Origin of the sequence: Vibrio mediterranei (assembly GCF_900088415.1) — a bacterium.
GTDB classification, from domain to species: Bacteria; Pseudomonadota; Gammaproteobacteria; order Enterobacterales; family Vibrionaceae; genus Vibrio; species Vibrio mediterranei.
On record NZ_FLLQ01000012.1, the window covers coordinates 1 to 22,267 of the forward strand.

The 22,267-nt window shown below is 43.0% G+C and carries 15 protein-coding genes; 6 read left to right on the forward strand and 9 right to left on the reverse strand.

Annotated elements, in window-relative coordinates:
* Positions 1-10,343, forward strand: a 10,343-nt coding sequence (locus tag VME0621_RS26725) for a VCBS domain-containing protein (protein WP_065311746.1), incomplete at its 5' end; no start/stop codon positions are given.
* 69 nt (positions 10,344-10,412) lie between these two features.
* On the opposite strand, the gene sstT is transcribed toward VME0621_RS26725, so the two are convergent.
* On the reverse strand, positions 10,413-11,630 hold the full coding sequence (gene sstT, locus VME0621_RS23230) for a serine/threonine transporter SstT (protein WP_006070241.1): 1,218 nt from the start codon (positions 11,628-11,630) through the stop codon (positions 10,413-10,415).
* 588 nt (positions 11,631-12,218) lie between these two features.
* Between sstT and VME0621_RS23235 the strand changes: the two genes are divergently transcribed.
* Positions 12,219-12,743 carry a CueP family metal-binding protein gene (locus VME0621_RS23235; protein ID WP_006070239.1) on the forward strand — a complete coding sequence of 175 codons (525 nt, stop codon included), beginning with the start codon at positions 12,219-12,221 and terminating at the stop codon, positions 12,741-12,743.
* Between the two features lie 69 nt (positions 12,744-12,812).
* On the opposite strand, the gene rsgA is transcribed toward VME0621_RS23235, so the two are convergent.
* The 5 genes from rsgA to VME0621_RS23260 form a co-directional block, all read right to left on the reverse strand.
* A complete protein-coding gene (gene rsgA / locus VME0621_RS23240) occupies positions 12,813-13,868 on the reverse strand; it encodes a ribosome small subunit-dependent GTPase A (RefSeq protein ID WP_062461805.1) in 1,056 nt (351 codons plus the stop codon).
* 539 nt (positions 13,869-14,407) lie between these two features.
* On the reverse strand, positions 14,408-14,905 hold the full coding sequence (locus VME0621_RS23245; RefSeq protein WP_006070237.1) for a DUF1269 domain-containing protein: 498 nt from the start codon (positions 14,903-14,905) through the stop codon (positions 14,408-14,410).
* A gap of 9 nt (positions 14,906-14,914) precedes the next feature.
* Entirely contained in the window at positions 14,915-15,310 is a 396-nt protein-coding gene (locus tag VME0621_RS23250) for an HdeA/HdeB family chaperone (protein ID WP_038221944.1), read from the reverse strand.
* A gap of 12 nt (positions 15,311-15,322) precedes the next feature.
* The gene (locus VME0621_RS23255; RefSeq protein ID WP_062461808.1) at positions 15,323-15,994 is read right to left on the reverse strand and encodes a ferritin family protein; all 672 of its coding nucleotides are present in this window, start codon (positions 15,992-15,994) and stop codon (positions 15,323-15,325) included.
* 10 nt (positions 15,995-16,004) lie between these two features.
* Positions 16,005-16,322, reverse strand: a complete 318-nt coding sequence (locus VME0621_RS23260; protein WP_038230859.1) for an HPF/RaiA family ribosome-associated protein — start codon at positions 16,320-16,322, stop codon at positions 16,005-16,007.
* Positions 16,323-16,653: 331 nt separating this feature from the next.
* On the opposite strand from VME0621_RS23260, the gene VME0621_RS23265 reads away from it, so the two are divergent.
* Positions 16,654-17,079 (forward strand): universal stress protein, encoded by a 426-nt coding sequence (locus tag VME0621_RS23265; protein WP_006070233.1) that lies wholly within the window; start codon positions 16,654-16,656, stop codon positions 17,077-17,079.
* Between the two features lie 264 nt (positions 17,080-17,343).
* A complete protein-coding gene (locus VME0621_RS23270) occupies positions 17,344-17,568 on the forward strand; it encodes a hypothetical protein (RefSeq protein ID WP_062461810.1) in 225 nt (74 codons plus the stop codon).
* A 124-nt stretch (positions 17,569-17,692) separates the two neighbouring features.
* On the opposite strand, the gene VME0621_RS23275 is transcribed toward VME0621_RS23270, so the two are convergent.
* From VME0621_RS23275 to VME0621_RS23285, 3 genes are all read right to left on the reverse strand, one after another.
* Positions 17,693-18,061: a hypothetical protein gene (locus VME0621_RS23275; protein WP_062461813.1), complete on the reverse strand. Its 369-nt coding sequence runs from the start codon at positions 18,059-18,061 to the stop codon at positions 17,693-17,695.
* An 86-nt stretch (positions 18,062-18,147) separates the two neighbouring features.
* The gene (gene tolC, locus VME0621_RS23280; RefSeq protein WP_006070230.1) at positions 18,148-19,470 is read right to left on the reverse strand and encodes an outer membrane channel protein TolC; all 1,323 of its coding nucleotides are present in this window, start codon (positions 19,468-19,470) and stop codon (positions 18,148-18,150) included.
* A 42-nt stretch (positions 19,471-19,512) separates the two neighbouring features.
* Positions 19,513-20,385: an RNA polymerase factor sigma-32 gene (locus tag VME0621_RS23285; RefSeq protein ID WP_006070229.1), complete on the reverse strand. Its 873-nt coding sequence runs from the start codon at positions 20,383-20,385 to the stop codon at positions 19,513-19,515.
* 293 nt (positions 20,386-20,678) lie between these two features.
* Between VME0621_RS23285 and VME0621_RS23290 the strand changes: the two genes are divergently transcribed.
* Complete coding sequence (locus tag VME0621_RS23290) at positions 20,679-21,083, forward strand: hypothetical protein (RefSeq protein ID WP_006070228.1); 405 nt, start codon at positions 20,679-20,681, stop codon at positions 21,081-21,083.
* 78 nt (positions 21,084-21,161) lie between these two features.
* A complete protein-coding gene (locus VME0621_RS23295) occupies positions 21,162-22,220 on the forward strand; it encodes a hypothetical protein (protein ID WP_062461816.1) in 1,059 nt (352 codons plus the stop codon).
* Positions 22,221-22,267 lie beyond the last annotated feature (47 nt).

Below are 22,267 nucleotides of genomic sequence, written 5' to 3' on the forward strand. Positions count from 1 at the left end.
AGACTCAATCTCTCAAAGAAGGTCAATCGGAAGACGTCATTTTCACGGTGAAAGTGACCGACGATAAAGGGGCGGTGACTGAGCAAGCGGTGACCATCACCATTACGGGTACCAACGACCAGCCAACGTTTAATGCCAGCAGTAAGCTTGTTGGTGCTGTGACTGAAGCGGGTCACGATGATGCGGGTAACCCTCAAGCAGGCACATCTACCGCTACCGGTACATTAGTTGCGGATGATGTCGATGCCGGTGCAACCCACAAATTCTCAGTGGACAATGGCAACAGTGACTACGGTGAATTGGTCGTGCAAGAGAACGGTCAATGGACCTTTACGCTAGACAACACTACAACCGAGACACAAGCACTCAAAGAAGGCGAAACCAAAGACGTCAGCTTTACGGTGAAAGTGACCGATGAGTTTGGTGCGGTGAGCACCGAAACGGTGACCATCACTATAACGGGTACCAATGATCAACCAACCTTTACTTCAAGCAGTACTCTCGCAGCTACCGTTACTGAAGCTGGGCATACGGATTCTGGTGTTACGGTGCCTGGAACGGATGTCGCAACTGGGACGTTAGTTGGTACTGATGTTGACGCAGATAGCACGCTGACATATTACATCGAGAATGGTAATAGCGATTATGGAAACATGGTTGTGTTGCCGGATGGTCGATGGACCTTTACGCTGAACAATAATTCAGAGCAAACTCAAGCTCTGAAAGAAGGGCAGACAAAAGACGTCAACTTTACAGTGACAGTTCGCGATGAGCACGGTGCTATTAATAATGAAGTGGTGACCATTTCTATCAAAGGTACCAATGACAAACCAACCTTTGTTGACTCGAGTGAGCTATCGGGCAATGTTATTGAATCAGGGCATTTGGACAATGGAACGGCTGTTCCAGGAGCTCCATCTGCGTCTGGTCAGTTGCATGCAGAAGATATTGATGCAGATGCTAAGTTAACCTTCTCTGTTGAAAATGGAGCAACGGGTTATGGCAATTTAGTGGTTCAACCAAATGGCCAATGGACATTTGCACTAGATAATAACTCCTCGCTAACTCAGGCGCTAAGAGAAAATGAAACCAAAGAGTTGTCTTTTACCGTAAAAGTCACAGATGAATTTGGCGCGACTGATACTGAAGTCGTCAAAATTACCATCACAGGTACTAATGATAAACCAACGATAACCCAATCAAGTGATCTGTCTGGCGATGTAAAAGAAGCAGGACATCAAGATGATGGCACGCCAGTTACTGGTACTGCAGAGGTTGAAGGCACGCTGATTGGTGCTGACGTAGATGCTGGCTCAAGCCTCACTTTCTCAATTGACGATGGTAGCAGTGACTATGGCACATTGGTTGTCGACGATGATGGTGACTGGAAGTTTACTCTAGATAATACGTCTTCTCAGGTGCAGTCTTTGAAAGAAGGTCAGAGCCACGATGTTACTTTCACTGTGAAAGTACGGGATGAATTAGGCGCGATTAACACTGAAACCGTCACCATTACCGTTAAGGGCACGAATGACCAACCGACATTTACTAGTTCTAGTGTTCTTAATGGGGCTGTCACAGAGGCCGGACACTTAGATGACGGAACGGTTGTTGCGGGTGTCGCCGTTGCTGCTGGTACATTGACTGCGACAGATGTTGATGCGGATGCTCAGCTTAAGTTCTCAGTGGATAATGGAAGCAATGATTATGGTGAATTGGTTGTTCAGGAAAATGGCCAATGGAAGTTTACATTAGACAACAACTCTGTACATACACAAGCACTGAGAGAAAATGAAACTAAAGAGCTTTCATTTACGGTTAAGGTCACTGATGAGTTTGGTGCAGTAAATACCGAAGTCGTCAAAATCAATATTACAGGGACCAATGATCAACCACAGATCACGAGCGCTAGCAATCTGACCGGCACTGTAATTGAGGCCGGAAATAATGATGACGGTACGATTGTTTCCGGAGTCACTCAAGCGACAGGTACGTTGGTTGGCTCTGATGCAGATGCTGGCAGTAATCTAACGTACTACGTCAATGACGGTAGTAGTGACTTTGGTAACTTAGTTGTTTTACCAGATGGCCAATGGACCTTTACATTAGATAATAACTCTCCCGAAACTCAGGCGCTCAAAGAGGGACAAACTCAGGATATTCACTTTACCGTTACGGTAAGAGATGAGTTGGGTGCGCTAAATACTGAAGTCATTACTATTTCGGTAAAAGGTACTAACGATCAACCCACGTTCACCAATGCAAGTGACTTAAGTGGTTCGGTGGTCGAGGCCGGAAATTTAGATGACGGAACTTCTGTAGCTGGTACACGAATTGCCACTGGTACATTACACGGTACTGATATCGATGCCGATGCACAGTTGACTTTCTCTGTCGACAACGGTTCAACACCATATGGTAACCTGGTAGTTCAGCCTAACGGTGAGTGGCGATTCACTCTAAATAATCGCGCAAGTGCAACTCAAGCTTTAAGAGAAGGTGAAACTAAAGAGCTCTCTTTCAATGTTAAAGTGACAGACGAGTTCGGAGCAGTGAGCACAGAAGTTGTAACCATCGATATTACGGGCACTAATGATGCGCCAAATATCAAGATCACAGGTAACAAAAACCTAGTAGAAGACGGAGTTGAATCTCGTTCTGGAGACTTGAGAGACCGAGACCCTGATGCTAACGATGACCATACTTGGGAAATTACTGATAGTAACGGTGGTGTTGGTGAGTACGGTACTCTGACTATTTTTGAGAATGCCAATGGTGTCACCAAATGGCGATACGATCTTGAAGCGTCCAGCGCTCAAAGTGGCAAAGTACAAGCATTGGCTCATGGTGAAGTAGTCACGGAAACATTTACCATCAAAGTGACCGATGAGTTTGGTGCCGTTAACGAAAAAACCATCACCCTAAATATCACGGGGACCAACGATCAGCCAGTCATTAACGGAGACTTTGTAGGTAGTGTTACCGAAGATGATTTCCCTAACAATGACCCCTCTCAGCCAATCAAATTTGTCGGCCAGCTTGATCCAGGAGATGTCGATACCAATGACACACATTCATGGTCTTTGAATACCGGGAAAGGACAGTTCGGTGCCATTTCTATCGATCCAGTGACTGGTGAATGGACTTACACCCTCAATAATAGCAACCCGTCTGTGCAAGCATTAAGACCGGGAGATACACCGCTAACGGAAACCTTCACCGTCACGGTTAAAGACAGCTCAGGTCAATCCAATGGTTCTGATACTCAAACCATTACTATCAATATTTCTGGAACGAATGATGCTCCAGAACTCGCGGGCACCACAACAGGTAGTGTTATCGAAGACACTCCAGGACGTGAAGTGGCGACGGGTAACCTTGCAGTATCTGATATTGATTCTACTGATACTCATTCTTGGCAGGTTCAGGGTGAAAATCCAGTAAACGGGAAAGCGACGGGCACCTACGGTCAGCTGTCGGTTGATGATAATGGTAAGTGGACTTATGAGCTCGACAGTGACTCATTGGCTACTCGCTCAATACCACCAGGCATGACGGTAACAGATACTTTCCAAGTTGTAGTAACGGACGCTGGCGGTTTAACAGACACGATTACTGTTACGGTATCCGTTGCGGGCACCAACAGTGAGCCAGAAATTGTTATTAAACCTGAATATACCGTGATAGAAGATGGAGCCGCTTTGAGTGGAACGATCATTGCGGGTATTCCGACCCAAGATCAACTAGATAACAATGTTATCGGTGGTGGTGATCCAGATCAGGGTGAAATCGTCTCTTGGAGTGTATTGCAAAGTGGTCAATACGGTACTTTCAGTATTGATGAAGCCACAGGTACATGGACTTATAAGCTGAACAATAACCACCCAGATGTGGACTCGCTTGATAAGGGAGACATATTACCTGGTGGTGACACTGTTCAGATTCGGGTTAGAGATAAGTATGGTGTTGAGTCGATTCAAGAAATCAAGATTGTTATCGAAGGTGAAAATGACGCACCGAACATCACTGGCGCTCAAAATAAGGTTATTTTTGAAGATGCTATAGAAGCGGGTCAATATACAACATCGGGTCAATTAAGTTCTGGTGATGTTGATGCGGACGATGTTCATCAATGGGAAATCAGTGATTCGAACAACGGTCGTGGTGAATATGGCACGCTTACAATGGACTCGAATGGTAAGTGGACGTTTACCTATGACCAACAAAGCAAGCTTTCTGAAATCCGAGCATTGAAACCTGGGCAGATTGTTACCGATGTTTTTGAAGTGAAAGTAACTGATAGTCAAGGCGCTACTTCTGTTGAAACCGTTACGATTCAAATTGAAGGCCAGAATGACGCACCAGTTGTCACAGGAGACGTGTCCGCTACTTATGTAGAGGACAATGGAACAGATGATACCAGCGATGACTCTACACCAATTGAGGGACAATTAGTTCTTACTGATTATGACAATGACGATAAAGCCGAAGTGGTTATTTCTTCAGGACAAAGTCACAACGTCTATAACGGTTTAAGTGGTGAGCTCTCAATCGATAAAGATGGCAAATGGTCATTTGTACCAAAAAATGATGTTTTACAATCGCTTGCCGAGGGTGAAACCGAGACTGAAGTCTTTACCATTTTGGTGACAGATAGAAATGGTGCAACAGTTACCCAAGATATTACGATTACGATTGAAGGCCGAAATGATGTACCAGTTATTTCAGGTGAATCAACAGGTACCGTAGTTGAAGATGGCACGGCTGCACAGTTTGGTATCGATCTTACGCGAACTGATGGCCAATTGTCTGCCGTTGATGTAGACAACAACAGTTCTATTGTAAGTTGGTCAATAGAGAGTAGTGGTGCATCGGGCAGCGCTCCTTCGGGTGTTGGCACGTATGGGACCTTGACTCTTGGCAATGACGGTAAATGGACTTACGTTCTTGATAATTCATTACCTGCGACGCAAGCATTGATTGCGGGTGAAACGGTACAAGAAAAATTCTATGTTGTTGCGACGGATAACGACGGCGGTGTTTCAAACCGTCAAGAAATCGTAATTGATGTTATAGGTCAACAAGATCCAGGTGATGGTTCTGGCAGCGGCGGTATCATTCCTGTTGATGTCTCCGAACTAGAAGTCACGGAAGATCAACAATTGGTTGATAGAGACTCTTTCATTTTCCCTATCCCACAAGGTGCGAACTTTATACCTGTAAACGGTGGTGTTTATGGGCAGCTTGTTAGAACGGCAACTGGCGGTTGGAAATATGAATTGGACAACGATTCTGTGCTTGTTCAAGGCCTTGATGAAGGTGAGACAGCAACTGAGTCATGGCGAATTGTTGTTGGTCCGTTCTACATAGACGTCAATGTCACGATTAATGGTTCTGCGGATAAACCAGAAATTACTTACAACACGGACATTACAAAACCTCAAGATGACACAGTATTGCTCGGAGAAGCGCACGAAGATGTGACAGATTCTATATCGGGTGTACTGGGTGTAGATGATGCTGATCTAGGTGATTCTCACGTATGGGCAGTAGAAGATATACAGGGTGAATATGGTACGTTAACCATCGACCCTGATACTGGTAAATGGACGTACGTACTGGATCCATCAAAAGAGCTTCCTGCCGAAAAAGAGGTGTTTGATACATTCTACGTAACCGTGACTGATACTGAAGCTGGTGAGGGAGCGAGTACTAAATCGGATCGCCGAGAAGTGCAAGTGAAGGTAATAGGGTCAGCCGAAAACTTCGAAAACCCTAACCCGAATGATGAAAAATATATCGTCAAGACTATCACTGCCAATGAAGACAATAGCGATAGTAATGAAACAGGTACAGGTCCTTCTGAGATTGTCATTAGCTCGGATAACGCAGGTGGGCCTTTGGTGCTAGATCCGAGCATTGAGCTTGGAAGTCAGATTACCTGGACTTTAGTTGATGGCAATGGAACGTACGGCAGTATTGTCGTTAATGATGATGGTTCTTGGGTCTTTACTTTAGATAATGACAGTAGAGCTGTGCAATCACTCCAAGAGGGAGAAACCAAGCACGATGTTTTTGAGGTTTACGCTGTAGACCAATATGGAAAAACTATTGTTGATGACAATGGTTTGCCACAAACACTCGAGATCGTTATTGATGTGAATGGTCAAAATGATGCGCCAACGCTCAAGGCTAATGTTGAAGAAACCATAGTTGCCGATGATGTTGATCAAACAATATCCGGAAAACTTGCTGTGACTGATATTGATACTCAAGATCAAGGGCATCATACATGGGTTGCTACACCTAACAACGTTAATAATGCCTATGGTACGTTGGTGTTTAATGCTGATGGTACATGGTCTTATAAAGTCGATCCAAATAACCCAGACATTATTGCGTTGGGTGCGAATGAAACTATTGAGCAGACTTGGACAGTCGTCGTTACTGACCCGAAAGGTGCAACAGCAACACAAACTCTAACCATTAACATTCAGGGTGAAAACCAAGCACCTACGATGACCACTGTTGATGGAACGGTGACTGAAGACGTCATCGATAGCGATGGAACAACCGTATCAGTAACTAAGGCTATTGTATTAGATGATCTTGATACTAACGATACTGTTACGTTAGACCCTACTAATTTGGATGGTACTTACGGCCACTTTACCGTTGACCCATCTACAAATACTTGGAAATACGTTCTATTCAACGACAAGCCTCATGTTCAATCATTAGGTGAAGGCGTCACGGTAACGGAAGAGTTCACAATACGCGCAACCGATCAATTCGGTGCTGAAGTGACTCAAAAAGTAGAAGTGACGGTAGTCGGTTCTAACGATCAACCAACCGTATCAGGCTCGGCTTCAGGCTCAGTAAGTGATGCTTTGGGTAGCACCGCGGCAGGTAAAGTCACGGTCTCCGATGTTGACGTTGGTGACACTCATACCTTCTCTGTAAAACAAGACTCAAATTTTGGTACGTTCACTGTTGATAACAACGGTAACTGGAAGTTCGTGGTTGACGAGAACAATCCAGAGATTAATGCGCTAGCCAAAGGGCAGACTAAAACTATTCAAGTGAGTGTTGTCGCGACAGACAGTTCTGGCGTAACGGCAACAGAAGAGTCCAACGAACATGTCATTAATATCACTATTGTCGGTACCAACGATGCACCGCAAATCGTGGATATTGGCGAACAAATGGCGACGGAAAACACCACGACGCAGCTTACTGGAAACTTTGACTCTGGTGATGTTGATACTGTTAATGTGGCGGATAGCCATCACTGGCAAGTAGTCTCTGGTGATCCAAGAGGCGAATTGACGGTCGATCCGGTGACCGGAGCTTGGACCTTTAATCTGACTGGTGATTTTGAATATTTATCAGAAGGTGAAACGCTGTCTAGTCCATTGAGCTATCAAGTGAAAGTCACAGATGAACACGGTGCCTCAGATACTATTACTGTCAATTTCCAAGTGACAGGTACCAACGACGCTCCAACCATTGTTGCTGCAAATACCGTTGCCACTGGAACCGTACATGAAGATCCAGCAGGCGCAGAATCTGGCACGGCTAATGGTGTGGTGACGATCGCTGACGTTGACCATAACGATACTCACAGCTATAGCTTGAGTAACTCCGGTATGGTGACGGAAATCCAAGGTACGTACGGTACGCTTAAGCTAATTGCAGGAGATACACCGGAAAGTGTCAAGTGGGAGTACGTACTAGACCAAGATAAAGCCAACAGTCTTAACGATGGTCCAGTCACTGAAAACTTTGACCTATTTATTGAGAGCTTGGTTGGTGGTGTGGCTCAAGGCGATGCAATCAAGCAGACAATTGAAGTCACGGTCGAAGGCCGTAACGACGCTGCGATAGTTGCTCCTGAGTCTCAAACTCATGCCGAGACCGATGCACCGCTGCAGATGTCAGGCAATCTCAACTCAACGGACGTCGATAACCCTGACGATACGTTTACGGTTCAAAACAATAAGCAAGGCACATACGGTACGTTTAGTATCGATGCCAACGGCGAATGGACGTTTGTGGCTAACCAAGCATTCAATTCTTTGAATGTTGGTCAAAGTGTTGAAGAAACCTTTGCTGTTACTACTATCGATGGAACGCCAACGAGTGTGACGGTGAAGATCGAGGGTACCAATGATGCCGCTACGGTAAGTGTTGGCTCTGTGGAGCGAGATGAAACGGATGCTCCATTGACAATTACCGATACCTTAACGTCCAATGATGTTGATAACGCGGATAATACCTTTACGCCTAGCAGCAAAGTAGGGACGTACGGTACGTTCAGTATTGATGCCAATGGTGTTTGGACATTTGTTGCTAAAGAGTCATTTGACCATTTAAACGTCGGTCAAAGCGTCTCAGAAACGTTCAATGTCACCTCTGTTGATGGCACGCCATCGACTGTTACGGTGAAAATCAACGGTACCAACGATGCTGCAGACATTAGTGCTGCTACTGAGAACCTTACAGAAAGTAACAGCATACTAACGGCTAACGGGACGCTGACGGCAGATGACCCTGATAATGCAAATAACGTATTTGTTGCTCAAAATGGGACAGTGGGTAACTTAGGTACGTTTACCCTGACGGCAGCGGGCGTGTGGACATTCACCGCTAAGAGTAATTTCGATAACCTAGCAGAAGGTCAGAAAGCAGAAGAGAGCTTTACGGTGACTTCTATTGATGGCACTACCTCTGAGGTGAAGATAGTCATCACGGGTACTAATGATGCCGCTACAGTGAGCAGTGCAGATGTGACCTTGCAGGAAACAGACGCGGTGCTGAGTACAAGTGGTACGTTAACCTCTTTAGATATCGATAATCCTGACAATAAGTTCCAGGAACAGACCAATGTCGCAGGTAATCATGGTACGTTCTCTATCGATGCTGATGGAAACTGGACGTATATTGCAGACGAGTCATTCAATAGTTTAAATGTGGGCCAATCGGTCGATGATACCTTTAACGTGAAATCTGTGGATGGCACCGTATCGACAGTCAAAGTAACCATCCAAGGCACCAACGATGCGCCAAGCATCACTGGTGATTTTGCCAAAGGTGTTCAAGAAGGTGTGACTGATTCTGTGTCCGGAACAGTGAACATCACCGATGTGGATAGTGCCTCGGTGACTCGTTCGTTGCGTAACGGGACATTGAGTGGTGATACATTCACTGCGACAGGCCAGTATGGGACGCTTACATTCAACGTGGCGACTGGCGTGTGGGCGTACGTATTACTTACTGGCAGCAGTAATGCACTCACTGGAGACCAAACTGCTACAGAGACGTTCTATATTGAAGCTACAGATGGCGCTCCTGGTGGTGATAGCGTACAGCCAATTACCATCACAGTGACGGGGAACAAAGGTCAGATTGGCGATAGTTCGCTTGACGACATTCTTACCGCAACCTCGGATGATGAGTGGCTATTTGGTAACTCTATTCCTATTGGCGGTGGTACTAGTGTGGACACTGATTCGCAAGATACTTTCCGTTGGGAAACAGCGAGTCTCGCTGGAACGGATACGATTAAAGACTTTGATGTACGTGACTTTGCAGCCACTGATCCAAACGTGAAACATGATGTGGTTGACCTAACTGCAGTCGACTTTAAAGCTGACCAGCAATTAACAGACCAGTTGAGTGTGTCAGAGCAGTCTGGTGATACGGTTATTGAGATCAGTGATAGTGGGGCAGTGTTACAGTCTATTGTATTGGAAGGTGTGACACTGACATCGCTTCTAGGTGTGTCTCAACAGGAAGTGGACAGTATGACGCCAACTGAGGTGCTACTGGCTCTACATCAATCTGAGCAGCTCACGCTACCCGACCAAATTCGCATTGGTACAGGAGCATCTGAGACGTTAATTGGTACGGATGAGAGTGACATTATCTACGGCGGTGGCGGTAACGATATTCTTACCGGTGGAGACGGCTTTGATTTATTCTTGTTTACTGAGGAAGGTGCTGGCACCACAACCAACCCTGCAGAGCAAACCGTAACGGATTTCCATATTGGTGATGATAAGTTGGATATCTCTGACTTGTTGCCAGATCACGACAATTTAGGTGATTTGCTAGGAAACATTACCATTACGGTTAATGATGATCCGAACGACAACACTGATCCAGCGACAACAGTTATCAGTGTCACCAACAATGGTGAGCAAACGGATATCACTCTTGAGGGTATTGGATGGAATGACTTGGGTATTGCCGATAGTAATGTAATGACTGATCAAGGAAATCATCAGTCAGAGTTACTGAATCAGCTAGACCACTTGAGCATCATTAAGGTAGACCCGTAGAGACGGGTCGTTATAAAACGAAAAAGGGCTGCGCGATGCGCAGCCCTTTGTTTTTGTTTGAGTACAATGTTAGCTCAATTTGTTCTGCTCTGCTTTACAAACCGCCGCAGTGAACACTACGTCTGTTGAGCTGTTCAGTGCTGTTTCTGCTGAATCCTGAATCACGCCGATAATAAAGCCAACAGCAACCACTTGCATCGCCACATCGTTCGAAATACCGAATAGACCACATGCTAGAGGGATGAGCAGTAGAGAACCACCTGCCACGCCTGATGCGCCGCATGCTGATACTGCAGCAACAATACTCAGTAGCAATGCTGTCAGGATATCAATTTCAATGCCCATAGTATGAACTGCTGCTAGTGTTAGCACAGTAATTGTAATCGCAGCACCAGCCATGTTAATGGTTGCACCTAGTGGAATAGAGACTGAATAGGTATCTTCATCTAGGTCTAATTTTTCACAGAGCGTCATGTTGACTGGAATGTTTGCCGCACTTGAACGAGTGAAGAAAGCCGTTACACCACTTTCACGAAGGCATTGGAATACAAGTGGATATGGATTCTCTTTGGTTTTTACATAAACGATGATTGGGTTCACAACAAGGGCAATGATCGCCATTGCAGTAAGTAGAACGAATAGTAGTTGCGCGTAACCAGCAAGTGCCGAAAAGCCCGTTGTTGCAAATGTATTAGCTACAAGACCAAAGATACCAAATGGCGCTAGGCGGATAATAAAGCGCACGATCTGTGAAACACCATGACTCAGGTCTTCGAACACTGCTTTTGTCGTATCAGATGCGTGGTGTAGTGCTAAACCTAGACCAATTGCCCAAGCTAGAATACCAATATAGTTCGCGTTCATTAACGCACTGACCGGGTTATCTACAAGCTTAAACAACAACGTGTGAAGGACTTCTGCAATACCTTGAGGTGGTGTTGCACCTTCTGCACCAGCAACGAGGGTGAGCTCCGTTGGGAAAAGGAAACTTAGTAATACCGCTGTCAATGATGCGGAGAAAGTACCAATTAGATATAACACCACGATTGGGCGCATGTGAGTGGTTTGGTTTTTCTTTTGATTAGCAATAGAAGCTGCAACAAGAATGAAGACTAAAATTGGGGCAACAGCTTTCAATGCTCCGACAAACAGGCTACCAAGCATTCCGAAGCTTTGAGCAGTTGAAGGAGAAGCGAGTGCGAGGATAACACCAAAAACGATACCCGCTAGGATCTGGAGAACCAGGTTGCCATTGGCATAGCGAGCTAACAAGCTAGAACTTTGCATTTTTTATCCCTGTATAAGTGGTGCCGGACCTAATGTCGTTTGACGACTCCTATTCGTTTAGATAAGAGTTTTCGACGAAGATTGGTCGGCTTTATTTTGTAAAAAAGTGTGTTTGCGCGTTTTATATTATCCATGCAAATTAATGTGTCTACATATAATTTATTTTTAGATAAAATTTGTGGTATTTGTTGCAATTTATAGTTTATTGTTTTGATAAATGTTACCAAATTGATGTTTTTGTACAACGCAGTATTCAAAACATCAGCGTGATAATGAAAATTCTAGAGGGACTGTTGTGTGTCTCATCTGCCCAGTTCTACAGCCAATCCATTCGAAATGATCATAAATGGAATATCGTTTATCAGATACTGGGTTGTTTTATATGAATTTTTATCAATATTCTCTGTTGACCCTCCCCCTAGGGTAAAGGTTAGTTTGGTTCGTAGGCTAACGACAGAAGGGGAACATCATGGGATGTTGTAATAAAGCGCCAGCAGGCGGCGGAGCAAGTATGGGCACTGCACTTAAATACATCGCAATCATTGGTGTGGTTGTATTCGCTCTTGCTTACTTCTTTGGGTGAATACGATGCGTAGATTAATCTTAGTTGCTTCAATGCTAGCGAGTTTTGGTGTGTTTGCGAGTCAAGGTTCAGAGTTTTCCAAACTGACACCTCATGAAGCGCTAGACGAGGCGAATGCTATGTTTCGTACTGGTGAAGCTTCTATTCAAGTGAAACCAACAAAGATTGTTGGACAGTTCAAAGATGGCAGCCTTGGGGCAGTGCCACTTGAGAAGGAGTTCCTAGTCTCAATTGCACCTTATCTAAACAAAATGCACCCTTGTGATATGCACTTACCGACGGGGTGTACAGGTGAGTTGCAAAACGAGAAAATGGGCGTCACCGTTTATGATAAGGATAGTCATCGGCAGCTCTTATTCAAAATGGCTAAAACCAATCCTAACGGATTCATTGACTTATGGTTACCTAGGGACCGAGAACACCTTGAGATTATAGTGAACTATAAAGGCAAGAAAGCAACCAAAGTGATAGGAACAAGTATTATGGATAATACGTGTATTACTGATATGAAATTAGAAAGTGTATCGTAAAGCTCTATCAAAAAAAGACCGCGTAAAAGCGGTCTTTTGATTCATATTTACAACGTTAAATGACTAATGCTAATAGCCTTTTTTACGATGTCGACTCTCGCTTTGAACAGAACGATAAAACTTGCCAAGTTGTTTGTCGTTACTTCTTTTCTCCGCTAATGAAGCGCTGTTTCTAGCTTGTTCTCGCATGAGTTTAAAGTAGTTATCTACGCGCCTTGCGTCGATATCTCCATTCTCAAGTGCTTTACGCACAGCGCAGCCGGGTTCATTGGTGTGTTGGCAATCACTAAATCGACACTGCTCGACCAAAAGTTCAACGTCACTAAACGTTTCTGCTAATCCCTCTTCACTCGAGGTTAGCTGAATTTCCCTCATTCCAGGGGTATCGAGTAACAAACCGCCTTCTGGCATCTTGTGCATCGAGCGAGACGTCGTAGTATGACGACCTTTGCTATCATCCTCACGAATTGACCCTGTTGCCTGTGCTTGGTCGTCCATCAGGGTGTTAACCAAAGTGGATTTACCTACGCCAGATGAGCCCATGAAGGCAACGGTTTGTCCTTTGCCACACCAAGAGCGCAATCCTTGTAATGTATCGCTATCCAGTGCGTTCACAGTTTCTATGATCAAGAATGGGTCAAGCGCTTGTACTTGTTGTCGCTTGTCATCTACATCGTTACAGAGATCTGCTTTGGTTAGCACGATAACCGCTTCGGATCTCGCTTCATTCACCAGAGTGAGGTAACGCTCTATCCGACTTAGATTGAAGTCGTAATTGAGCGAACAAACAATAAAAACCGTGTCTACGTTGGCGGCAATGAATTGCTCATCTACTTTTGAACCAGGCGCTTTGCGACTGAACAAAGAACGGCGATCAAGAAGGCGAAGAAATCGATGTTGTTCATCGAGTAAAATCCAGTCACCAACCGTCATCTGAGGATAATGAATGTGATGTTCTAGATGGAACTCTTGTTGTTCCGTACAGACAACATATCCGCTGCGATGATGCGCAATGACGCGCCCTAGGACGATACCGTCGTATTCTTCTAATGTCAGTTGCTGTTGAAAAAATGTTTTCCAACCAAGTTCGTTAATTGAGATTGGATGGGTAAAAATAGAACTCATTGTTAGTACCTAAAAATACACAAAATATGCAATTTTAAATAGGGTCAGGTACTTACCGATGTAAGTGTGTGCGGGTGCACTAAGACCCCGGTAAAGGAACACCGGGTAAAGTATGATCGATTTCTAAACGAAATGAGAGTGTTGTTTGCTAATTAATTCGCTTTATTAAACCAACTTTACCAAGTGGGTACGCATTACAATCATCAAATTCCTCCAGATAGTGTTTGGTTAGGTGTCATCGTTAGCGATGATAGCACTAACATCAGAAAAGGCTAGTAGTTGATAATGCAGTGGGTATGGTTGGAGTAAAATTGTGACTTAAATTAGAAAGGTGTCAAACCATCATTAAGTAGAAATCACGGCTACCTAATGATGGTTCTCAACCCGTTTCAGTACGGGAGAGAGTGTAACTTTGTCATAGAGCAAAGGCATCAAATGGCGGTAAGTCATTTATAATTTAAATAACAAAAAAATAAAATGAAACATATCAAAGGACTATAGCTAATATATAGGAAGTGCACATCCATGTGCCGATTGGATTAAAGTGTGCTGCCTTTGTGGTTTAGGACAAAGTTGCGTGCTTTTTTTAGTTGTTCACTTTCACCATCGAATACGACTAAGTACTTGTCAGTTTTGATGGCGGTTTCATATTTGACAATGGTGTCTTTTGGAATACCAATACTGGCTAATGCTCCACCGATGGCTGTTACTCCGCCTGTTATTGCAGCGCCTTCAACAGCACCTGCAACAGCAGCCACAATGGGGCCAGCGGCAACAACCGCCCCGATACCCGGTAACCAAAATAAGCCAGAGCCCACAAGTGCGCCCCAAATCCCGCCCCAGAAGGCACCTGTTTTCCCCCAGTTTTTGACGCGGTCGCCTGTGTTGTAGAAACCGGTAGCGTGCTCTTCCGTTTCATAGCCCTTCCCAATGATAGATATGCACTCTATAGGAAATCCCTGGTCGACTAAGGTGGTTACAATATGTTTTGCATCCAGATGTGTGTGTGCAATTGCGACAACGTTAGAATTATTCATCATTGATACCTATAGTAATTTTTCGATTTGTTCCGATTTAGCATCAGCGAGCTGCTTTGCGACAACTTTGTGTACTCGTGCAGCAGGAGCTTTGTGGCATTGGTCGACGATTTCATCAATTTCAATAGCATCTAATTGAGTGATATCGAACACTTGCACTTCACTATTGGATTTATGATTCCATGCAACTAGGTAACCTAACGTTACAGGCATCAGGTCGTAGTCTAATTCGAGGAACTCTGAACACGTCATAGTAGACTCAAAACTAGCTGTAGCAATTGGCTGTGAAAGTGTCACTTCACCAGTGTTTTCTGGCTGAGCGTTTGCGGCATAAGCCAAAATCGTAACCAGAGAAAACAAGCCTACGACTCCCTCAAAAACGAGTTTTTTTATACGTTTACTCAAAATTACTCCTGGCTATAAAATCGCAATCCGGTGGCTAGTTTCCGCCATTCGTCTTTGATAAGTTTTATCATGGTGACAAACGGGACACTCATCGAATGCCTTGGGGCTGATGTGTGTGTGACCACACTTTTCACAAATCCATTCAGTTGGTATTAGGCTCTCGAATTCAAAACCTGACTCAAGTCGATAGAGTAAATTAGATAAACGCTCATCATGCGTTTTCTCAATCGCCCCTATATTAAGAAAGTGACCCGCGACTACTGAATCACCGTGCGAGTTGCAGAGTTCAGACAACTCAGGATAAAACGCGACAGATTCAAAACTTTCGCCATCGATGCTGTCTTTTAACGCAGCGGCAATATCGGTTAAGCGAGATCCTAACGTGCGTTGTTCTATATGTTTGAAATGAAGTTTGGCGTGTACCAGTTCATTGGCGGCAATATGTGCAAGCTGATCAGCGATATGGTGATAGCCTGACTTTCGCGCGAGCTTCGAGTATAAGTTATACTTCGTAAACGCCACTGCCTCGCCTTCAAAGGCTTTCTTAAGATAGATAGAGACGCTATCCATCTCTTTCACTTGCATTGACTGCTGGCAACACGTCAATTGACCACCGCCAACACATGTCACTTCGACTTCATTGCCACACAGGTTGCAATGATATGTTTGGTATTTTTCTATCATTGGCAGACCGTTACATTGGTTCGTTGTGGTGATGGTTCTGATGTTTAGCAGACAGCTTAGTCTTGTGTTTTTCTAATGAGTGTAAAACTGCTTGGGTCGCTTCTTGCAGAGCAATTGCGAATGTCGCGTTAGACTTTTTGGTGAAGAACTGTTCATGATCGAGATGTACAGTAAGCTCAACTTCGAACAGACGATAACTCTCATGATAGATAATATGGCATTTTTCTTGATCGATAGAATGAAAGTGCCCTTGAATATGAGCAAACTTCTCTTCGATAAGTGTTTTCATAGATGGAGTGATATCAACGTGCATAGATGTGATTTGCATTTATATTTCCCATTAAAATAGATACGTGAGTATTAGTGTTTTTAGGTGAGGCAAAATATTAAAACAAACCGCTTACCTCTAAATCATTAGTAGGTAAACACTGTATAAATTAAAAATATTCATTTTAAAACAGTTGGTTATGTGGTCTTGTTGATGGGCGTTTAGCTTTTGTTTTGGTTTTTTAGGTTTTATTAAAAAAACAGTTCTTTCCAGTGGAAATACTATCAGGATATTATCGCTATCTTATTTATTAGATTCTTCCTCGTATTAACTTAAAGAATGTTTGGATTAAAAATCCACCAATCAATAGATTGAAAATTCTTGAGGTAATATGAAATACAAAAATATACTTTTAGCGATAGACTTCGAGCATAGTGACGCTGAGCTCATCAAAAATGCCACTGACCTAGCATTTAGCTTAGGAGCGACAATCAGTCTGGTTTACGTTCACCCAAATGTGGAATACAACCCATATTCTTTAGCATACTGGGGAGATATTTATAGAGAGTTTGTTGCCGAACTTGAGCAAAAACACGATACAAAGGAGCTGGAATTTATCGTGAGTGCCTACCCGATCTCGAAGGAAAATATCTACATTAAAAACGGTGATGTTAGCCGGGAGATGCATGCTGTAATAGAAATTGTGGACGCTGATCTGATTATACTGGGCAAGCATCATAGTGTGGTCAATATGGAAGGAACGTTAGAAAGAAGCATGCGAAGCGTAGCAGGTTTAGATGTGTTGCTCGTTTCTTAGGTTTAATTTGCCGCATGTTTTAACTCATTGATAAAAATGCGGTGAGCCACTGATCAACGCCTGTTCTCGCTTCTGTCGACTTCAGCTATATGGAAAAGCAGCATGTCATCTGTCTTATGCTTATGGAGACATCATTCGGCGTTGGTTTGGTTGAGTTCTCAAAGTGGCAGTCATTTGTGGAAAAACATTAACTATCATGAAGTTAAATGTATTGAGAAAATTATTAGAACAATTGCTCTAAATACAATGTAAAGAGGTAAAGATATGTCGAGCGAAGTGGGCGTTGATGAACATATAATCTTAGGTGATTACTGCACGTTTACTAAAAGAATGAACAGTGAGCCCACTGAAGTATTGAATGAATGTGATGGTAATGCAATTGCTGTATTGTCCAAGAATACGTTAGTCTACTACGCAGTCCCGATTGGACTGTTTGAAAAGATGTTAGCGGCATATGATGCGAGTTTATTCAACTTAATTGGCAGCTAAGTCGATCATCGGCCTCGCAGGATGCGAGGCTATCGGAAACATCAATCCAATAATGCCGACTCTTCCTATCCATAAACCACCCAGCTCATTTACATCCATCTTTCTTGCATAATCCAACCCAACGTTAGTAAGTAATTTTTGCTGAACGCCTCGCCTTGCCGCTACTCAAAAATCGTAGAATTTTCTGAAGTTTAGAACGAAAAAACTGTTTAGCGGCTAACTTGTTTTCATATTTTTCGATTTTGTAATATAGCGACAGAAAAGCGTCTTCAATAGCATTATCGAGTAGCAAATCAGTGCGAAGGACATAGAAAGATTGTGTTTCTAAGTGCACCTTTAACGACACCTCATAATCGCCAAAACCATTATGAAAGACGACCTCACAACGACTAAAGAGTAGGTCTAAATTACGGCCCACTAAGTGTTGATATTTATCTGCAATAAGTGATGTCGTTTTAGGTGGGAGCTGCACGTTTTTACTTGTTATTTTCATTGTTAATCCGAAGTTTTGTTCATGTTCCTTGTAGAAAACATGCCCATGCCAGTCAATGGATGGGCGTAATTGATGAAGGAACTGCTTTAGTTGACCTTCTTTAGTCCAGCATTGATGTCTACGATATCTTGCTCGCTCAAAGTTCCTATCGCTTGCTTGAGCTGCACTTGCGATAAAATGTATTGGTAGCGTGCGTCAGACAGGTTCTTATTTGCTTGATAGACGTTCTGAGTGCTCTCTAGAACATCGACGATAGTGCGGGTGCCAACATTAAAGCCTTCTTGAGTGGCGGTAAGGGCTGATTCCGCGGAGATAACTGACTGTTTATAGGCTTGGATAGAACCGATGGAAGAACGAATATTATTATTAATGGCTCGAACATCTTTCTGTACTTCTCTGAACGTCGATTCCAAATCTTGGCTCGCAGAAACAAATTGATATTCAGCCTGCTTGGCTTCAGATGTGATGCGTCCACCAGAGTACACTGGTAAATCGATCGAAATTCCTAGGTTAAATAGGTTTTCATCGTCATCCATTTGTGCACCCGTCACTGGGTCATTAGGTTCGTTATAGTTTTTTGTATAGCTATAGTTCGATGTCAGTGAAATAGTCGGTAGATGGCCAGATTGAGCGAGAGAGATCTGTTCCTTGGCAACATCTTTTTGAATGCGGTTTGCCAAAAGATCTAAGTTCTCATTTGTCGCCTGTGCGACGAGTTGATCAGCGTTTTTACTTGGTAACGAAGTAGAGAATCGAGCAGTATCTAACACAGCCAAATTACTCGCTTGTTGTCCTGTAATGGCTCGCAACTCTTCATATTCGTTCTCGACATTGTTTTTGGCTTGGATTTCCTGAGCTAGAACACTGTCATATTGCGCTCGTGCATCTTGTACATCGGTGATTGGAGCAATACCAACATCAAAACGTTGTTCGGTTTGCATTAGTTGCTTTGCCACGGCCTGTTTCTCGGCTTGAATAAACCGTAGGTCATCTTCGGCACGCAATACATTAAAATACGCCTCGGCGACGTTATAGATGACTTGTTGCTGTGTAGACGCATAGCGTGCATCGGCTTCACGGGCACTTTTCTCCGAGATAGTGAGGGCTATCCAGCTGCTGCGATCATAAATGGATTGGGACAATCCTAAGCTCAGATCCGTGGTGCTTCCGTCGGTTGTGTGACGATCGCTATCTTGATACGCGTAGCCTGCTGTTAGGTCGATCTGAGGTAGTAGTGCACTTCGAGTAGAGTTAATGGCTTCAAAGGCAGAGTCTCTTTGTGCAGAAGCTTTAAGTAACTGAGGATCGTTTTGCTTAGCTAAGTCGTAGATTTCAGTCAAAGTATCCGCTTTTACCGAGCTAGCTATGGCTAATAAAATAAGCGGTGTAATTTTAAATGTGTTTTTCATTCTAATGCCGTAAAGGTAGTTAATATTGTTGTAATGACAGTGTTAGGCTGCGTTAGCCATCGGTATGTGACCCATTAGGTTCTTTAGCTTTGCTAACGTGGCGACTTCAATTTGACGAATTCGCTCAGCGGATAGTTGGTGCTTGTCTGCTAACTCTGAGAGTGTGGCTTTTTCGTTGGTTAGCCATCGATGAAAAATAATATCTTTGCTGCGCTCATCTAACTTTTGTATTGCAATCTTTAGCTCGGAAGATAGGTGGTTACTCCAATTTTCTTCTTCATGATTGTCTGCGAAATCGTCGCGATGCTCGCGAAAATAATTATCTTCAGTATATGGGCAGTGAAATTCTTCATCATAATTATGACTTTCTAACTGTTTATCTTTATTAGATAGTCGTCCATCCATTACAAATACATCCCTCACTCGTACTTTTAGATTTTTCGCAATATCTTTCGCTTGTTCTTCACTTACCCAGCCAGAATCATTTTTGTGCTTTCTCAAGTTAAAAAATAATTTTCTCTGTTCTTTCGTTGTTGCAACTTTTACCATGCTCCAATTCTTGATTATGTATTCGTTAATTTCTGACTTTATCCAGTGAATAGCGAAAGAAACTAATCGAATTCCTCGAGCAGGGTTGAACTTCTTTATTGCTTTTATTAGTCCAACATTGCCAGCTTGAATAATGTCTAAAGTAGACATACCGTAGCCAACGAAATTTTTGGCAATGTAAGCAACATATCTTAAATGAGGCAGTATCAGCTCATTTAACGATTGTGAGCAATTTTCTGTAACTACTTTATTAGCTAGTGTCCTTTCTTTTTCTTCACTAAGTAATGGATACTTGCTAATTGAGCCTAAGTAGTGCGAGAGACTATCTTTAGACTCTGCATTGGTGAAATATGATGAAGCTGACATTTCTTCTCCGATGTATTTGTTGAATTAGAATTTTCGAGAAGTTTATGTCATGAGTTACCACTTGTAATCATGGATAAATTAGACTCTGCTACATTTTATTTTTTACATGTAAAACAATGGATTACTATGTGTTTTTATTGGGATTTTATCGCCTCTTTATGAGGTTTTATCTAGCTGGTTTATGATTTTTATGAGGTTTAAAAAGCTATTATTTAACCTTTATTTTACGTTGATTTTTGTAGCGGAATTTTCAGTTAGAGTAGTTGTAAATCAACCAACAAGCTGGAATTAACATGAAAAGTCTAAAGCTAACTCTCCTTATCGGTTTAATTATTTCTCCTCAAGTATTTGCCGATAATCTAATCATCGATACAAAAGGTATTGACCAAGAAAAATACAGTGCAGATATGTATCAATGTCAACAATTAAGTGACCAAGTACAACAGCAAAATGTTGAAGGTACAGGACGCACTACGATTAAACATATGGGACGTGCTGCTGCCTTAGGTGCTGGTGCAGCCGCAATTGGTGGTGGTTCTGGTTCAGAAGGCGCAGGAATTGGCGCAGGAATTGGTTTAGTAACAGGTGTATTAGGCAGTTCTGCTGAAAAACAACAAGCTGAAGCGAATTATCAAAGTGAGAAAGATACCGTTATGCGCAATTGTATGAAAGAGCGTGGTTACACAATTCTTAACTAATCTCAGTTTTCAATATATTTGTGAGTACTAAATAAAATACATGATCACGATATATTAACCATTATAAGAGTAATCAGAATGAAAAAGGCAGTATTGTCGACAATTCTTCTCGCCATTATTTCTTCACCGAGTTATGCGGATAGCACAATGCCAAATAATGAAGATATTTGGTTGCAATCGAGAGAGGATATTAAGCAGGCACGAAGAGAAGCGAGAAATGCAACACGAACTGGTGATGTTGTAGCAACTAAAGAGCTAACAGAACAGAAAAAGCTCGATAGGAAATGGCAACATGCGCTTCCATTTTACGCTCAGAATGCAATTGACCTGGGCTTTGATTTACCGTTGCCTTTTTCATTGTCGATTATTCCTACTTATACTGAGCAGAATATTGGCTTTAATAATCTAAATGTTAATGTAGGCAATGTGTCATTAGGTGATGTGGTTGATTTAAACCAAATCGACTTTGGCAATCCTGATGTCAAAACTGCGACATTGCAACTAAGAGCAGCCGCTTGGTTATTTCCATTCATGCAAGTAGGCGCCCATGTAGGGCGTTTTGATGGTAATACGGATCTTAATGTAACAATACCTGGCTCGGTGTTCCCTGGTACGTTATCTGACAAGTTAGCGAATTCTAAAGTGACGTGTAACCGCTTCAATGACTACTGTGGTGACAAGTTATCGAATGCATTGAACAACCTACCCTCTCTATCTTTTTCTCCAGAATTTAAGGGTTGGAACTATGGAATATCGACGAACTTTGTTGCTGGTTTTGGAGAATACTTTGGTGTGTTACCAATCAGTTATACATGGTCTCAAACTGATGATGGTCGTACATCGAGTCAAACCATTGCTGTGAGCCCTCGTGTAGGACGGTCTTATCACATTGAAAACTGGGGTCTATTTAGTCCATACATTGGTGTTTCGTATATGAATAACACCGGTACAACAAGTGAAACAGATGCGTTAGATATCCAAGGCTTGAGTTACAGCATTGATCAGTACAATACGAATGATTGGTCAGGCATTGTTGGCTTTAACTGGAACTTAGCGAGAAGCTATGGTGTCTCCGCTGAGGCTAATATTGGTGAAGGTCGAAAAAGCGTAATGGCTATGTTGACCTATCGATGGTAGTGATTGTTCCAAATCCTCCGTAAATAGAAGGGCAGTGTGGTATTAAC

What these genes read in the sequence shown, in the direction of transcription:
- sstT (WP_006070241.1), bottom strand. Translation starts at nt 11,630, where the DNA reads ATGCAAAGTTCTAGCTTGTTAGCTCGCTATGCCAATGGCAACCTGGTT.
- VME0621_RS23265 (WP_006070233.1), top strand. Translation starts at nt 16,654, where the DNA reads ATGAAATACAAAAATATACTTTTAGCGATAGACTTCGAGCATAGTGAC.
- VME0621_RS23285 (WP_006070229.1), bottom strand. Translation starts at nt 20,385, where the DNA reads ATGTCAGCTTCATCATATTTCACCAATGCAGAGTCTAAAGATAGTCTC.
- VME0621_RS23270 (WP_062461810.1), top strand. Translation starts at nt 17,344, where the DNA reads ATGTCGAGCGAAGTGGGCGTTGATGAACATATAATCTTAGGTGATTAC.
- VME0621_RS23295 (WP_062461816.1), top strand. Translation starts at nt 21,162, where the DNA reads ATGAAAAAGGCAGTATTGTCGACAATTCTTCTCGCCATTATTTCTTCA.
- VME0621_RS23235 (WP_006070239.1), top strand. Translation starts at nt 12,219, where the DNA reads ATGCGTAGATTAATCTTAGTTGCTTCAATGCTAGCGAGTTTTGGTGTG.
- tolC (WP_006070230.1), bottom strand. Translation starts at nt 19,470, where the DNA reads ATGAAAAACACATTTAAAATTACACCGCTTATTTTATTAGCCATAGCT.
- rsgA (WP_062461805.1), bottom strand. Translation starts at nt 13,868, where the DNA reads ATGAGTTCTATTTTTACCCATCCAATCTCAATTAACGAACTTGGTTGG.
- VME0621_RS23255 (WP_062461808.1), bottom strand. Translation starts at nt 15,994, where the DNA reads ATGATAGAAAAATACCAAACATATCATTGCAACCTGTGTGGCAATGAA.
- VME0621_RS23245 (WP_006070237.1), bottom strand. Translation starts at nt 14,905, where the DNA reads ATGAATAATTCTAACGTTGTCGCAATTGCACACACACATCTGGATGCA.
- VME0621_RS23275 (WP_062461813.1), bottom strand. Translation starts at nt 18,061, where the DNA reads ATGAAAATAACAAGTAAAAACGTGCAGCTCCCACCTAAAACGACATCA.
- VME0621_RS23260 (WP_038230859.1), bottom strand. Translation starts at nt 16,322, where the DNA reads ATGCAAATCACATCTATGCACGTTGATATCACTCCATCTATGAAAACA.
- VME0621_RS23290 (WP_006070228.1), top strand. Translation starts at nt 20,679, where the DNA reads ATGAAAAGTCTAAAGCTAACTCTCCTTATCGGTTTAATTATTTCTCCT.